The organism is Metapseudomonas boanensis (assembly GCF_018704125.1).
Taxonomy (GTDB): domain Bacteria; phylum Pseudomonadota; class Gammaproteobacteria; order Pseudomonadales; family Pseudomonadaceae; genus Metapseudomonas; species Metapseudomonas boanensis.
On sequence record NZ_JAGTIS010000001.1, the window covers coordinates 359650 to 373748 of the forward strand.

At 62.8% G+C, this 14099-nt stretch carries 12 protein-coding genes; 8 read left to right on the plus strand and 4 right to left on the minus strand.

The window, feature by feature from the left end:
• Positions 1–57: 57 nt before the first annotated feature.
• The 6 genes from J7302_RS01705 to J7302_RS01730 all read left to right on the plus strand — a co-directional run bounded on the left by J7302_RS01705 (position 58) and on the right by J7302_RS01730 (position 7810).
• On the plus strand, positions 58–2022 hold the full coding sequence (locus J7302_RS01705) for a HAMP domain-containing methyl-accepting chemotaxis protein (RefSeq protein ID WP_215369482.1): 1965 nt from the start codon (positions 58–60) through the stop codon (positions 2020–2022).
• Positions 2023–2195: 173 nt separating this feature from the next.
• Positions 2196–3113 carry an AAA family ATPase gene (locus J7302_RS01710; protein WP_215369484.1) on the plus strand — a complete coding sequence of 306 codons (918 nt, stop codon included), beginning with the start codon at positions 2196–2198 and terminating at the stop codon, positions 3111–3113.
• Positions 3113–4072: a DUF58 domain-containing protein gene (locus J7302_RS01715; protein WP_215369486.1), complete on the plus strand. Its 960-nt coding sequence runs from the start codon at positions 3113–3115 to the stop codon at positions 4070–4072. Before J7302_RS01710 ends, J7302_RS01715 begins: the two co-directional genes overlap by 1 nt.
• Positions 4069–6054: a transglutaminase TgpA family protein gene (locus tag J7302_RS01720; protein ID WP_349814416.1), complete on the plus strand. Its 1986-nt coding sequence runs from the start codon at positions 4069–4071 to the stop codon at positions 6052–6054. Before J7302_RS01715 ends, J7302_RS01720 begins: the two co-directional genes overlap by 4 nt.
• A gap of 55 nt (positions 6055–6109) precedes the next feature.
• The gene (locus J7302_RS01725; RefSeq protein ID WP_215369490.1) at positions 6110–6871 is read left to right on the plus strand and encodes a CHAD domain-containing protein; all 762 of its coding nucleotides are present in this window, start codon (positions 6110–6112) and stop codon (positions 6869–6871) included.
• A 141-nt stretch (positions 6872–7012) separates the two neighbouring features.
• The gene (locus J7302_RS01730) at positions 7013–7810 is read left to right on the plus strand and encodes an acyl-CoA thioesterase (protein ID WP_215369492.1); all 798 of its coding nucleotides are present in this window, start codon (positions 7013–7015) and stop codon (positions 7808–7810) included.
• 156 nt (positions 7811–7966) lie between these two features.
• Here the strand turns inward: J7302_RS01730 and J7302_RS01735 are convergent, their stop codons facing one another.
• The 3 genes from J7302_RS01735 to J7302_RS01745 form a co-directional block, all read right to left on the minus strand.
• The gene (locus tag J7302_RS01735; protein ID WP_215369494.1) at positions 7967–8323 is read right to left on the minus strand and encodes a DUF962 domain-containing protein; all 357 of its coding nucleotides are present in this window, start codon (positions 8321–8323) and stop codon (positions 7967–7969) included.
• 89 nt (positions 8324–8412) lie between these two features.
• A complete protein-coding gene (locus J7302_RS01740; protein ID WP_215369496.1) occupies positions 8413–9894 on the minus strand; it encodes a methyl-accepting chemotaxis protein in 1482 nt (493 codons plus the stop codon).
• Between the two features lie 87 nt (positions 9895–9981).
• Positions 9982–10812: a TatD family hydrolase gene (locus J7302_RS01745; RefSeq protein ID WP_215369498.1), complete on the minus strand. Its 831-nt coding sequence runs from the start codon at positions 10810–10812 to the stop codon at positions 9982–9984.
• A gap of 233 nt (positions 10813–11045) precedes the next feature.
• Between J7302_RS01745 and J7302_RS01750 the strand changes: the two genes are divergently transcribed.
• Positions 11046–12467: an MltF family protein gene (locus J7302_RS01750; RefSeq protein WP_215369500.1), complete on the plus strand. Its 1422-nt coding sequence runs from the start codon at positions 11046–11048 to the stop codon at positions 12465–12467.
• 99 nt (positions 12468–12566) lie between these two features.
• Positions 12567–13001: a DoxX family protein gene (locus J7302_RS01755; protein ID WP_215369503.1), complete on the plus strand. Its 435-nt coding sequence runs from the start codon at positions 12567–12569 to the stop codon at positions 12999–13001.
• A 55-nt stretch (positions 13002–13056) separates the two neighbouring features.
• On the opposite strand, the gene J7302_RS01760 is transcribed toward J7302_RS01755, so the two are convergent.
• On the minus strand, positions 13057–14073 hold the full coding sequence (locus J7302_RS01760; protein WP_349814417.1) for a lipase secretion chaperone: 1017 nt from the start codon (positions 14071–14073) through the stop codon (positions 13057–13059).
• Positions 14074–14099: the final 26 nt, after the last annotated feature.

Sequence of the window (14099 nt, forward strand, 5' to 3'; positions counted from 1 at the left end):
CGTCGACGTATCGCACGTCGTGTTCGTCGGGTAGTCACCTCGTACGGAGGTTGGGGCATGTGGAACGTCTTGCAGCAAGGGCTGGCGAGCCTGAGTACGGTCAAGAAGTTGATGCTGGGGTTCGGCGTTGTGCTGGCGTTGACTCTTGTAGTGGCAGGGACTGGCTTTACGGCCTTGCGCGCAGTCGATGAACGAGCACGTCTTCTGGAAGACGTGAGGGCGATCCGCAGCAATGTGCTGACCATTCGGCATACGGAAAAAGACTACGCCTTGAGTGCTGACACTCAGTTTGCCGAGGCGCTGCAGCAGCAGGCCGATGCCATTGCTGCGCGCAGCGAAGCCCTGGGCGGTCGCCTGGAAGGTCCCAGTCACGTGGCCTTGGGCGAGGTGGGCCAGGCGATGGCCGAGTACCGCGGGGCCTTTGACCGCTACGTGGAACTGACCGATAACCTGCGACTGTCGCTGGAAGCCGCAAACTGGCTGGTGGTCAGTGCCTCCAACAGCCTCGATGTCTTGCAGACTGGCTTGAACGAGGATGGCGTAGACCTTCTGAAAAGCTCGCAGGGCGCCGAAGGTGCGGCGCTGGTGACCCAGGGTGGGCAGATTGGCCGCATTTATCAGTTGCTATTGCAGGCGCTCAACCAGGCGCGGTTGCGCCTTGAGCAGAGCCGCAGTTCGGGCGAGGCTGGCACGTCGGATATCCAGGAGGCGGTGGAGGCGCAAAAACTTGCCGCCGAACTGCGCGATGCCATGCAGGACCCAGGATACGCTGCGGTACTGACCGAAGTGATTGGCAACGTCGACTCCTTCAATGAACGTCTCCGTGAATACACCGCGACCCTTGAGAAGCAGCGCCAGGAATACGCGCAGCTGGAGAAGCAGGCGAAACGTATCGTCGAGGCGGTCGATCAGGCTTATGCCCTGCAGAAGGCGGATATGCAGGCACAGCAGGATGCCAGTTCGATGCTGATCCTGATGGCTGCCGCCCTGGCCCTCGCGATAGGCCTGGCGGCTACGGCAGTCATCACCCTCCTGATTGTGAGGCCCTTGCAGCGCGTGATTGGCCTTGCCCGGCAGATCGCCGAGGGTGACCTGAGTGCCAGCATCGAGGTGCAGCGGCGAGATGAGATCGGCCAACTGATGGCTGCCATGCAAAGCATGTCCAACAACCTGCGTGAAATGGTGGGGCGTCTGCAGGGTGGTGTCACTCAGTTGTCCGTCTCCGCCCAGGCGCTGTCGGCAGTCACCGAGCAGACTCGCATTGGCGTCAACGGCCAGAAAGAGGAAACCGACCAGGTGGCCACGGCCATGAGCCAGATGGCTGCGACCGTCCAGGAGGTGGCACGCAATGCCGAAGCGGCGGCGGCCTCAACCGAGTCGGCGGACAGCCGGGTCAATACGGGCAGCCAGGTGGTGCGCCAGACCCTTGATCGGGTCAACCAGCTTGCCCGTGCCATGGAAGAAGCCACCAGCAGCATCCAGCAGCTCAGCCAGGATACGCAGAGCATCGGCACGGTGCTGGACGTGATCAAGAACGTGGCCGAGCAGACCAACCTGCTGGCGCTCAATGCCGCGATCGAAGCGGCCCGAGCCGGTGAGCAGGGGCGCGGGTTTGCGGTGGTGGCCGACGAAGTGCGGGCCCTGGCGCGGCGCACGCAGCAATCCACCGCAGAGATTGAGCGGCTGATCGCCACCCTGCGTGAGGGTGTGCGCAATTCGGTCATTCATATGCAACAGAGCGGCAGCTTGGTAGAGATGACAGTGCAGGACGCCAACTTGACGGAGGACGCGCTGGCCGGCATTGCCGAGGCGGTAACGCTCATCCATCAGATGAATCAGCAGATCGCCGCAGCCGCCGAGCAGCAGAGCGCCGTGGCCGAAGAGATCAATCGGAGCGTTACCAGCATCCGAGACATCGCCGACCAGTCCGCCAGCGCCATGGAGGAGACTGCATCGTCCAGCACGCAACTGGCGCGCCTGGGGCACGATCTGCAGGGCATGGCGGCGCATTTTCGTTTGTGAGTTCGTGGTCGGCCCCCGGACTGAAGTCTCGGCTAGCACAGCCCCCAGTGCCTAGGGGTGTTTCTGCTGCTTTCGTAAGACTTGTCCCACAGTTTTATGAGTTAAGTTTGCTGGGCGCTTTGCCATCGCCTGGGCAGCCAGTAGCATCGGCGCATTGCATTGGGGAGTGAAGAATGCGAGCGAAACTGGATGCCTGCCTGAATGCGGTGAACCAGGTGCTGTTGGGCAAGGATGCACAGGTACGCCTGGCGCTGACCTGCTTGCTGGCTCGTGGGCACCTGCTCATCGAGGACTTGCCAGGCATGGGCAAGACCACCCTCGGCCATGCTCTGGCAAGGGTCCTGGGGCTGAGTTTCCAGCGGATCCAGTTCACCTCCGACCTGTTGCCCGGCGATATTCTCGGCACCTCCGTGTTCGACAAGGATAGCGGCCAGTTCGTGTTCCACCCTGGGCCTGTGTTTGCCGAGCTGGTGCTGGCCGACGAAATCAACCGAGCCACCCCGAAAAGTCAGAGCGCATTGCTCGAGGCGATGGAGGAAGGGCAGGTGACCATTGAAGGTGCGACCCGGCCTCTCCCGGATCCTTTTTTTGTGATTGCTACGCAGAACCCGGCCAGCCAGGGCGGCACATTTGCGCTGCCGGAGTCGCAACTGGACCGTTTCCTGATGCGTCTGTCGCTGGGTTATCCCGCCAGGGCGGCGGAGAAGGCGCTGCTGCTGGGCGAGTCGCGGCGGGCGGTACTGCCGCGCCTGGAGCCGATTCTCGACCATGCCGAATTGGCATTGATCCAGGCTGATGTGGGCAAGGTGATGGTCAGTGATGCCTTGGTGGATTATGTGCTGCGCCTGGTGGGTGCCACCCGCAGCCAGCCGCATTTCGCTTTGGGGCTGTCACCGCGAGCCAGCCTGGCCTTGCTTGCCGCGGCAAGGGCTTGGGCGTTGCTGGCGGGGCGCGATTACGTCATCCCCGAGGACGTCCAGGCGGTGCTGCCAGCCGTGGCCGGCCATCGGTTGCGCGAGCGTGCCGACCCCTCTGGCCATGGCGGCGGCGCCCTGGTGCAATGGTTGCTGCGCGAAGTACCGACGCTTTGATGCTGGAAGGGCAGGTCAATGCGCACTGGGACCGCTGGTTGGCCAGGCGGATTCCACGGGCCAGCCAGGTGCGTTTGAACCAGCGACGCATCTTCATCATTCCCACTCGTGCCGGCATGGCTTTTGGGCTGGCGCTGGCACCGATGCTGCTGGTGGCGATCAACTACCAGAACAGTCTGGCTTATGCGCTGACTTTCCTGTTGCTGGCCGTTTTCCTGGTCGCCATTCTGCATACCTTTCGTAATCTCACCGGCCTGACACTGAAGGCGGCGGGCGGTGCACCGGTCTTCCTGGGGGAGCAAGCCCACTTTCGGGTGACCCTGGAAAGTGCCGGGCGCAGCCACCAGGCCATTGCGCTGGGGTGGCTGCCTGCGCCCCTGCAGGTGCAGGACGTACCGGCCCAAGGTGGTTGCGACGTGGAGCTGCACCTGCCGACGCAACGGCGAGGCTGGCTGCGCCCCGGGCGATTGCGGGTCGAAAGCCGCTTCCCACTGGGCCTGCTGGTGGCCTGGAGCTGGATCGACCTGGACCAGACCCTATTGGTCTACCCGCAGCCCGTGCCGGGCGATCTGGCACTGACTGATGGTGGCGCTGACGGCGACGGCGAGGAGGGGGTTCACGTGCTGGGCGCCGGCTCTGACGACTTTCAAGGGCTGCGCGCCTACCAGCCGGGCGATTCGCGCAGGCGCTTGCACTGGAAGGCCTATTCGCGCGGGCAGGGCCTGTTCGTCAAGGACTTTGCCACCCTTGCAGGTCGCGATCTGTGGCTTGACTTGGAGCGGGTCGACGGCGACCTGGAGCACCGCCTGGGGTTGCTCTGTCATTGGGTGTTGCAGTTCTCAGCGCGTGGCCAGCCCTTCGGATTGCACCTGGGGAACATATGCATCGAGCCGGATATCGGCGAAGCGCACCGAGACGCCTGTCTGCGGGCGCTGGCGCTGTTCGGGGGCTCGGTGTGAGCGTCTCCCGGCCTCTGACCCGGATCGGCCTGACCTGGTTGCTGGTCGCCCAGGTCCTGGTGATCCTGCCGCATCTTCAACATCTGCCGATCTGGATCATCGGCTTATGGCTGGGCTGTGCCGCGTGGCGCGTGCAGATATTTCGCATGCGCGTCACCTTCCCCAATGCCTGGGTCAAGGCAGCCCTGATCATTGGCGTGGGCGCCGGCGTGGTGCTTTCCCGCGGTACCTTGATGGGGCTGGATGCGGCAGTGGTTCTGCTGGTAGCAGTGTTCATCCTCAAGCTGGTGGAAATGCGCAGCCAGCGAGACGCCTTGGTGTTAATCCTGCTGGGGTTCTTTACCCAGGTCACTGCCTATCTGTTCAACGACGGCATGCTGGCCGCGCTGTACAGTCTCCTTCCGCTCAGCACGCTGCTGGCGGCCTTGGTGGGGTTGCAGCAAAGCCGATATGCCGAGCGGTCGCTGGTGCCGCTGACGGTTGCTGGCAGCCTGTTGTTGCAAGCCGTTCCCTTGATGCTCCTGCTGTTCCTGTTCTTCCCCCGGTTGGGACCGTTGTGGTCATTGCCGATGCCGAGCGACAAGGGCATCACCGGTTTGTCCGACAGCATGAGCCCTGCTGACGTCGCTGAGCTCAGCCAGTCCGGTGAGCTGGCCTTCCGGGCCAGCTTCGATGGGCCGGTTCCCGCCAGCAACCAGCTGTATTGGCGAGCGCTGACGCTGGAGCGTTTCGATGGCAGGCGCTGGTCACAAGCGTTGACCACTCGGTATGCCATAGGCGCGCACTGGGAAAAGCGCGGGGCTCCCCTGAGCTACAGCATCGTCATGCAGCCCAGCGGCAAGCCTTGGCTGTTTGCGCTGGACGTTGGCCAGACTGTGGAGCCCGGTACCCGCCAGATGTCCGATTTCCGGCTGGAGCGGCAGGGGCCGGTCGACCGCTCACTGCTTTATCAGGTCACTTCCTGGCCAGAGGCCGTGCGCGAGGCGCAGGGCGATTCGGCAGCATTGCGGCGCGCGCTGCAACTGCCCAAACAAGGCGATCCACGGACCCGCGCCTGGGCTCGTGAGTTGAAGCAACGCTATACGGATACCGCACAGTTGGTCGGCGCCGTACTCGAACATTTCCGTAGCCAATCCTATGTTTACACCCTGCGGCCACCGACCTTGGGAAGCGATAGCATCGACGCCTTCCTGTTCGACAGTCGTCGAGGCTTCTGCGCCCACTACGCCGGAGCCATGACCTTCATCCTGCGTGCGGCAGGCATCCCTGCACGGGTGGTGGCGGGCTATCAGGGTGGCGAGTTGAACCCGGCCGGCAACTACGTGCTGGTGCATCAGTTCGACGCCCACGCGTGGGTCGAGTACTGGGCGCCAGGGCGAGGCTGGGTCAGCGTCGATCCGACCTTCCAGGTGGCGCCGAATCGCATCGAGCTGGGCTTGGAGGAGGCTGTGGCCAGCGAGGAGAGTTTCCTCGAGGGGTCGCCTCTGTCGCCGCTGCGTTATCGTCAATTGGCCTGGCTGAACCAGGTCCGCCTCACCTGGGACAATCTCAACTACGGTTGGCAGCGCTGGGTGCTGGGTTATCAGGGCGAAGCACAGGGCAATCTGTTCCGGCGCTGGTTCGGAACGATCGATTACCAACTCCTCGGTGTTTCGCTGGTTGCGGCTGCGGCCTTGATTCTGGCCACCGTGGGGCTATTTCTGTTCCGCCCGTGGCGGCGTGAGCAGGATCCTCAAGTACGTTTGTTCCAGCACTTCGAACGCATACTGGCGCAGCAAGGCGTTCAGCGCAGCCCGGGAGAGGGGCCCCGTGCATACGCTGAGCGCGCGTGCCTCGCATTGCCGCAGCAAGCCCGGGAGATTCACGCCTTCCTCGATGCCTTCGAGGCCTGCCAATATGCCGGCCGTCCGACCGCCGACACGCAGCGCCTGCTGCGGGCAGTGCGCCGGGCCCTGCCTTGGCGCCTGCGCCGCCCGCGATGAGTCACGTTTTTTTTCGCTTGCCCTAAGCTGAGGGAAGCCCTTGGAGAGCCTGATAATGGCCAATCTACTGGATGACCTGATCGCCCAGGTCTTGCGACTCGACATCCGCCTGCATGCCTGTGTTGCTCGACTGGGCGCGCGTACCGATGGGGCCGCCTTGAGTGACTTGCGTGTGGCCCTGCAGCGATTGCGCGGGCTGATGCGTCCCCTGCGCGGCCTGCCCGTGGCGGACGTGCTGGACGAAGCCGTGACGGCCGTCGGGTCGCTCAGTGGTCCGCTGCGTGACCAGGAGCTGCTGCTGGCTGAACTGGAACAGCAGGGGCTTTTTCACCTGGCGAAGGCGCGTCGCAATGCACTCGAGGCAGGTTATGCGCAGCTTTTGCAGGCGCCAGGAATGGATCGATTGTTCCTGGTGCTCGATGCCTGGCCGCGCTTGATGCGCGTGTCGGAGCGCGAAGGCGTGCTGGCAAGGCTGCACAAGCGAATGGAACGCAGGTTGGCGCGAGACTGGAGGAGCTTGTGTCGTTCACTCAAAGCCTCCAGTCACGATCGTGATCGCCTTCGTCAGTTGATCGAGCGCGTGCGCCAGGAAGTGGAAGCTTATCCGGCCATGTGCCAGGCCTCACCCAGGACCTTGCGCCTGCTGATCGGTGCGCAGGTCGCACTTGGCGTCTGGCATGACCGTACGCAGTGGTTGCGGCGGGCCGAGCAGGAGGCTGAGCTGCGGCCGCAGGTTCGGGCGTGGCAGGTGGCGCTGCACGCGGCTGAGGTGCGCTCGGATAGGGTGCTGGACAAGCTGCTGGCCAGCTTGCGCTGAGAACTCACCCCATCAGTTTGGGCGATGTCCTGGCATTTCTCCCTCCCTGGTTGTCCCTGTAGTCCTGTCCGGTCGCTTTCGAGCGACAGGTGCGATCGCCTAAGATCGCGGGCTTGGGCGTTGAATCTTTAGGGATGCGAGATGATTTTTTCCGAGTTGATCCAAGCGGTTCGCGACAATCCGAATGGGGTGGTGGTGCCGGCCAGTTGGGGCCAGGGACGAGCTGTCTTTGGCGGCATGGTTGCGGCGCTGGCCTATGAGGCCATGCGCACCAAGGTGCACGCCGGTCGACCGGTGCGTTCGTTGGCGATCAGCTTCGTCGGACCGCTGGCGCCCGAGGTCCCAGCCAGTTTCGAGGCCGAGGTACTGCGTGAGGGCAAGGCGGTCAGCCAGATGTTTGCCCGAGTCGTGCAGAAGGGCCAGGTCGTCGCATTGGTGCAGGGCAGCTTTGGCGCCTCACGGGCCTCCAGCATCAACGTCGAGGCCGAGCCTGCTCCAGAGATGAAGGGGCCGGAGGCGTGTCAGGAGCTGCCTTTCATTCCGGGCGTGATGCCGGAATTCACCCGTCACCTGGCGATGCGTTGGGGGGTAGGTGGCATGCCCTTTACCGGTAGTCGCGAGCGCGATATGGGCGGCTGGGTACGTTTTCGTGGCGACGTGGAGCGCGAACTGGTTACCGAGGTGCATCTGCTGGCTCTGGTCGATGCCTGGCCTCCAGCAACCATGCCACAGTTGAGCGCCCCGGCGCCTGGCAGCACGCTGACTTGGACCATCGAATTCGTGCAGCCTGTGCCACAACTGGATACCCATGACTGGTGCAAGTATCGGGCTCGCGTCGAGCACGCGCGCGATGGCTATGGCCACGCTGCAGCGGCCCTGTGGACCCCCGCAGGCGAGTTGGTGGCGTTGAGCCGGCAGACCGTTGTTGCGTTCGGCTGACGCTGTTCGTGCCTAGGCTCTGTACGCAAAGTGCCTGCGCATCGGTGATGCTGCGTTGAATTCGCCCTCAGAATGCTCATTTACAACACGTAAATTCCGCTTCTTCGGGTAATTTCGCCTTGCCTGACCTTCGCTCGACGACTTTTCGTACAGAACCTAATGCCGCTTGCGCCAGTTGCGCCACCACTTTCCACTCAGGACAAAACGCGGGAAGGTGATGAATTGCTCCACCAGCAGACGGCTGATAGCGTCCTTGCGACTGGCAAACGGCTCGGGCGCTACCGCCTCCAGCTTGTGCCCTTGGGCTTGCAACACCAGGGAGGCGGCAATGCCTATCAACCCCAGCACCAGGGGGCGGAAACTGAAGCTGAACAAGCCGTAGACCAGAGTCAGTGCGGCGACGACGAACAAAGGTACTGCCAGCACATGCAGCAGGAGGTTGGTTGGATGCTTGTGGTTGTCGGCGTAGGTGCGCCACTGCCAGGCATGCAGGTTGGGAAGGCGTTTGCCCATGATGCGCTCCTTGGGTTCATGCAAGGAGGTTAGACCGGCCCTTGCAGGCCGGCGAATGGATTTGCCCAGAATGCAAATAGGGCTGGGATCTACAGCTTGAGCTGGTGGATGGCCTGTGACAATTCGCTCGCCAGCCCGGCCAGTTCCGAGCTGGTGGCTGCGGATTCAACCGTCTGGCTGACCGTCAGCTCGGTGACATCGCGGATTCCGACCACTGCGCGAGTCATTTCCTCTGCCACCTGGCTCTGTTGTTCAGCCGCCACTGCGATCTGAGTATTGCTCTCGCGCATCTGCGCAACAGCGCAGGTAATGGCGGCCAATGCTGCGCCGGCATCATGGGCCGCCTTGACGCAGTCGTCGGCCTTCATCGAGCTTTCCTGCATGAATTCGACCGCATCGCGCGTACCGGCCTGGAGTGCGCCGATCATGTTGGTGATCTCGTCCGTGGAGTCTTGTACGCGCCTGGCCAGATTGCGTACTTCGTCGGCAACCACTGCGAAGCCTCGGCCCATATCGCCGGCCCGCGCTGCCTCGATGGCCGCGTTCAGGGCCAGCAGATTGGTTTGCTCGGCGATGCCGTGGATGACGTTGACCACCCCGCTGATCCTGTGGCTGTCCTCGGCAAGGCGCTGAATCATCTCCGCGGTCTGCTGGACGCCGCTGGATAGGTCAGCGATGGACTTCTCTACGCGCTCGACGACCTGCTGACCTTCGCCGGCAAGCTGATCGGCGCTCTGCGACTGATCGCGGGTGTCCGCCGCGTGCTGGGCGATGTGGTGGACGGTGGCGGACATCTCATTGATGGCGGTGGCTGCCTGGTCGGTCTCACTCTGCTGGCCCAGCATGCCGTGGCGAACGTCGTCCATGCTGCCGGCGAGGCGCGCAGCGCCCTCGTCAAGGCGGGCGATGGCCTGGGCCACTGTAATCACCACGCGTTGGTAACCAGCCTGCATGGAGTTGAAAGCATTGGCCATCTGGCCGACCTCATCGCGGCTGTCGAGCGGCACACGGGCCGACAGGTCGCCACTGCGTTCGACGTGGAGCATGACGGCCTTGAGCGTGTTGAGGTGGCTGAGAAGGAAGCGAATCAGCAGTTGCGAGGCGGCTAGCAGGGCCATCATCAAGATGAAGACCGTCACCGCGTAATCGAAGCTGCGCATCCCCAGCACTTGCAGCAGGCTCGGGGCATGGGCCAGCACAGCCACACGCTGCCCGCCAGCGAGTTCGATGACTGCGGCCCCGACCAGTGCGTCGTTACCCAGCAGCCCGTCGTGTTCGAGATCTACCCAACCTTTGGCGTAAGTGAGGAGCAGCCCCTGTTGGCCCGGCAGCTGTGGCACGGCCCCTGAGCTGAATTGCTTCAACTGCGGGGATTTCGGCAGGGGCTGCTCAGCGGGCCAGTCTTCAAGCAGTCGTGCTTGGGCCTCGGCCGAGGCCCGGGCAGAATCCACGCGGGCTTGCTGTTCCAGATGAAGCGCATGAAGCACTAGCAGGAGGACGATGAGGAAGGCCACCGCGTTGACGGCCCAGAACTTGTATTTCAGGGAAAGATCGCGAATCCAGGTGGCCATGATGTACTTTTTCGAGTCTCGGTCGGTCAGTGGTTGGCAATATGCCAGCATTTTCCTGCGGCCGCTTCTCACGGGATTTGATCCGAATCAACGGGCTTCCGAATTGCTCGTACAGGCAAGGACCGGCAGGCCGAAGAAGGCGCGGGCACAGTCTGTGCTGTGCTGGGCCAAGTCCTCCTGGGTTTCGTCACGATGCAGGGCTACTTCTCGCAGTACCTCGAGTAGGTAGGCCGGCTCGTTGCGGCCGTTCTTGGGCTTGGGACGCAGGCTGCGTGGCAGCAGGTAGGGTGCGTCGCTTTCGAGCATCAGGCGGCCCCGGGGGATGTCGCGGACCAAGGCGTGCAGATGCGTGCCACGGCGTTCGTCGCAGATCCAGCCGGTGATGCCGATATGCAGGTCCAGGTCCAGGTAGCCGTAAAGGGCGCGCTTCTCGCCGGTGAAGCAATGCACAACGGCTGCGGGCAGCCGGTCGCGGAACTCGCGCACGATAGCCAGCAGGCGTTCATCCGCATCGCGTTCGTGCAGGAATACTGGTTTGCCCAGTTCGCAGGCCAGCGCCAGTTGCTCCTCAAGCGCTTTTTCCTGAAGCGGGCGGGGTGAGAAATCGCGATTGAAGTCCAATCCGCATTCACCAACGGCGCGAACCCGTGCCTCGCCCAGCAGGGCGCGCAATTGTTGGTGGCTCTCACCATCCCAGTTGCTGGCCTCATGGGGGTGTACACCTGCCGTGCAGAACAGCCGCTGGCCGCTGTCGTCCAGATCGGTGGCCAGCAGTAGGGCCAGTTCGCTGTCCTCCAGGCTGGTGCCGGTGAGTACCATTTGGCATACGCCAGCGGCTTGCGCGCGCTCCATGACGCCTTTCGGTTCGGAGGCAAAGCTGGGGTGGGTCAGATTGACGCCAATGTCGATGAGTTGCATGGTGCTACCTCGGGTTGCGACAGGGCAGCATACCAAAGCTCGAAATAAATCAATAAAGCCATCAATTACAGGAACTTAGCGCCGTATGTTGAAGTCGATACGTCCTCTTGACTGGCGTCAGGTGTGCTGCTGTGACACTCTCCGCACCCCACGCATGCCGTAGTCATCCAGTGGCGACCCGCCAAGGCAGGCCTGGGTGAGCACTGAAATCCCGTTCCGGCCCTGGAGACCCGATGACGCGAACGCTGCTGTTCCTGCTTTGCCTGCTGGCACTGGCGCCGCTACCGGCTCTCGCACGCCTGGCTGGCCCGCCGGAAGCCTGGCAGAAGCCGGTAGCGACGCGCGACCTGGCGCAGGTACGCAGGAGCGGCGTACTGACGGTGCTGGTGAACCAAAGCCGCAACAGTTCGGGTGAGGTCAAGGGGGAGCCCATTGGCGTCGAATATCACCGGATTCGTGCGTTCGAACAGTACCTCAACCGCAACGCCCGCGACGGGCGTGAAATCCGGCTCAAGATCATTCCTCTGGCCAAAGACCAATTGCTTGGAGCGTTGCAGCGCGGAGAGGGTGACCTGGTGGTGCCCGGTGAGCTGCTCAGCGCGCGCGGCATCGGCGGTGTCAGCGCCAGTGTGCCGCTGCGCAAGGATGTGCCGATGGTCTTGGTCAGCCGACAGGGCAATCGCCGCTATCTGCGCCTGGAGCAGCTTGCTGGCCGTAGCATTGCGTTGCCGGCGGGGAGCGCGGCGGCGGAGCCACTGCGCCTGGTGAACCGCAAATTGGCTGAGCGCAGGCTGGCGCCGATCATGGTCGAATGGGTGGACCCGAGCCTGGCGGTCGAGGATGTGCTGGAGATGGTGCAGGCGGGGATATTACCCGTTACGGCAGTGGAGCAACCCATTGCCGAACGCTGGGCCAAGGTGATGCCGAAGCTGCGCCTGGAAAAGCACCTGGTGCTGGACCAGCAAGGTGACATGACTTGGTTCGTCCGACGTGATGCCCCCATGTTGCGTGCCAGAGTCGATCGTTTCCTAGCGTCCTATCGGGTACCTGACGATCAGGACGCGGCTTTCCAGCGCGTTTATCGACGCCTGTACAAGGTGCATAACCCGCTGGCTCGCAGCGAGCGCCAGCGACTGGAGCGCGTGCGGCCGGTGTTACAGCGTTACGCCGAGCAGCATCGTTTCGATTGGTTGAATCTGGCGGCGCTCGCATTCAAGGAGTCCAGCCTGAACCCCGGCGCGCGGGGCGCCAGTGGGGCCACCGGGCTGATGCAGATCACGCCGGGTGCAGCGCGTAGCGTTGGTGTCGGCAACATTCAGAAGCTGGACAACAATGTCCAGGCTTCGGCGAAGTACCTGGCCATGCTGCGACGCAGTTTCTTCTCCAGTGCGCAGCTCAATGAGCGGGAGCGCATGGCCTTCATCCTGGCGGCCTATAACCTGGGGCCGCAGCGCGTCCAGGGGATGCGCGCAGAAGCGCGGCGGCGGGGACTGAACCCCAACCAGTGGTTCTTCCAGGTCGAGCGAGTCGCGGCCGAGCAGGTGGGTATGGGCGTCGTGAGTTACGTGAACAGCGTGAACAAGTACTACCTGGCTTATGAGCGCGAACGTTATCTATTGGAACCCGCCAAAAGCCGCGGTTCTTCGAAGAACTAATCAAATTGTTCGATAATAGTTTTGCGAATTTTGTGATTTTAATATCGAAATAATCTACTAAGCTGTTGCCTATCGACTCCCACATCAAAGGAACACACGATGAGCAACACGATCAAAGCCGTACTTTCTACTAACGCCGGCTACGGCATTACCCTGCTGCGCATCATCACGGGCCTCACCTTCGCTGCCCACGGTTCGCAGAAGTTGTTCGGGATGTTCGGTGGCTACGGCTTGGCGGGCACAGGGCAATGGATGGAGACCATTGGCCTGACGCCTGGTTACCTGATGGCGCTCATGGCCGGCAGCGCCGAGTTCTTTGGCGGATTGGCCCTGGTTGTCGGCTTGCTGGTTCGGCCGGCTGCTGCAGCGCTGGTCGTCGCGATGGTCGTGGCTATCTTCAGCGTCCACTGGGCCAGCGGTTTCTTCATCACCAACGGCGGTTACGAGTACGCGATGATTCTGGGGCTGATCAGTGCAACCTTGCTGATCGAAGGTGCCGGCAAGCTCTCTCTGGATCGCAACCTTTCAAGCTGATTCTGCTCGTTCCCGTCACCAGGCCCACGTATGTGGGCCTTTTGCATTTCAGTTGCTACTTGTTCGAGGTGGCCGGTTCGCTCGCCGCCCGCAGTCGCAACCGTTCTTGCGGAGTGAAGCGATCAGCCTCCAGTTGCTTGATCGCTCTGGCCTTGTCCCCCGCGCCCAAGCCCTCATTGCTTCTGATGCGGGCCTTCTCCGCGAGATATTCCTGTAGCCGGGCCTGCCAGTGCCGGCGTTGATCGTCGAGGGCCTCGAGGCGGGTAGTGGCCTCGAGGCCTACCAGTTGCTGGCGCATCTGCCGAATTTGCGCGGGCGTGCCTCCAGATGCCTGTAGCTTGGCGGTCTCGGTCCGCAGTTCGGTATGCAGTTGCGTGAGCGCGACGGCCTGCAACTCCTCGGGCAGGTTGCTGCGTAGCTGATCGATTGCCGCCGCTTTGGCCTCATCGCCGATTTCGCCATTTCGTTGGACGGCCAAGCGTTGCAGGGTAAAGGTGTTGTAGGCCTCCTCGCTGGCGAAGAATGCCTCGTGCACTTCCGCACTGAAAATCCGAGCGCGCAGGGCCTGTACGGCCGATTCGCGTTGGTGAAGCATGTCGAGACCTGCTTGTTGCGGAAGGTCGCGCTCCAGTTGTACCAATTCGCGCTTGTACACCAGGTATTGGCCCAACAGGTCCAAGGCTTGACCTTCCGCGGGCAGTTCCAGAGTGTCGGCGATATAGCTGCGCAGGCGCTCGACACTAGTGGCAAGCGGCTCTGCGCCCATGGCGCTGAGGAAATAGTCGAATAGGCGACGAACCTCCTCGTCTACCTGCAGGTTGCCGGCGCCATCGAGGCGGAAACCACCATCCACCTGAGTGCCCGTGAATGAAGCGGGGAGTGACTTGGGCGGTGTTTGTGGCGCATACGCCGCTGCTGAATGCGTAGAGGGGAGGGGCAAGGCAGCGGCGGGAAATGGGAGTGCTGGGGCAGCTTTCGGCTCCGGCACGTTGGTGCCCTGGGCGTCAGACTGCAGGTACACCGCCAGGCTGGTGGCTAGGGCAATGGGAAGCAGCAACAGATAATTCTTCACTGGGATTGCTCGGCACGCAGGGGGCG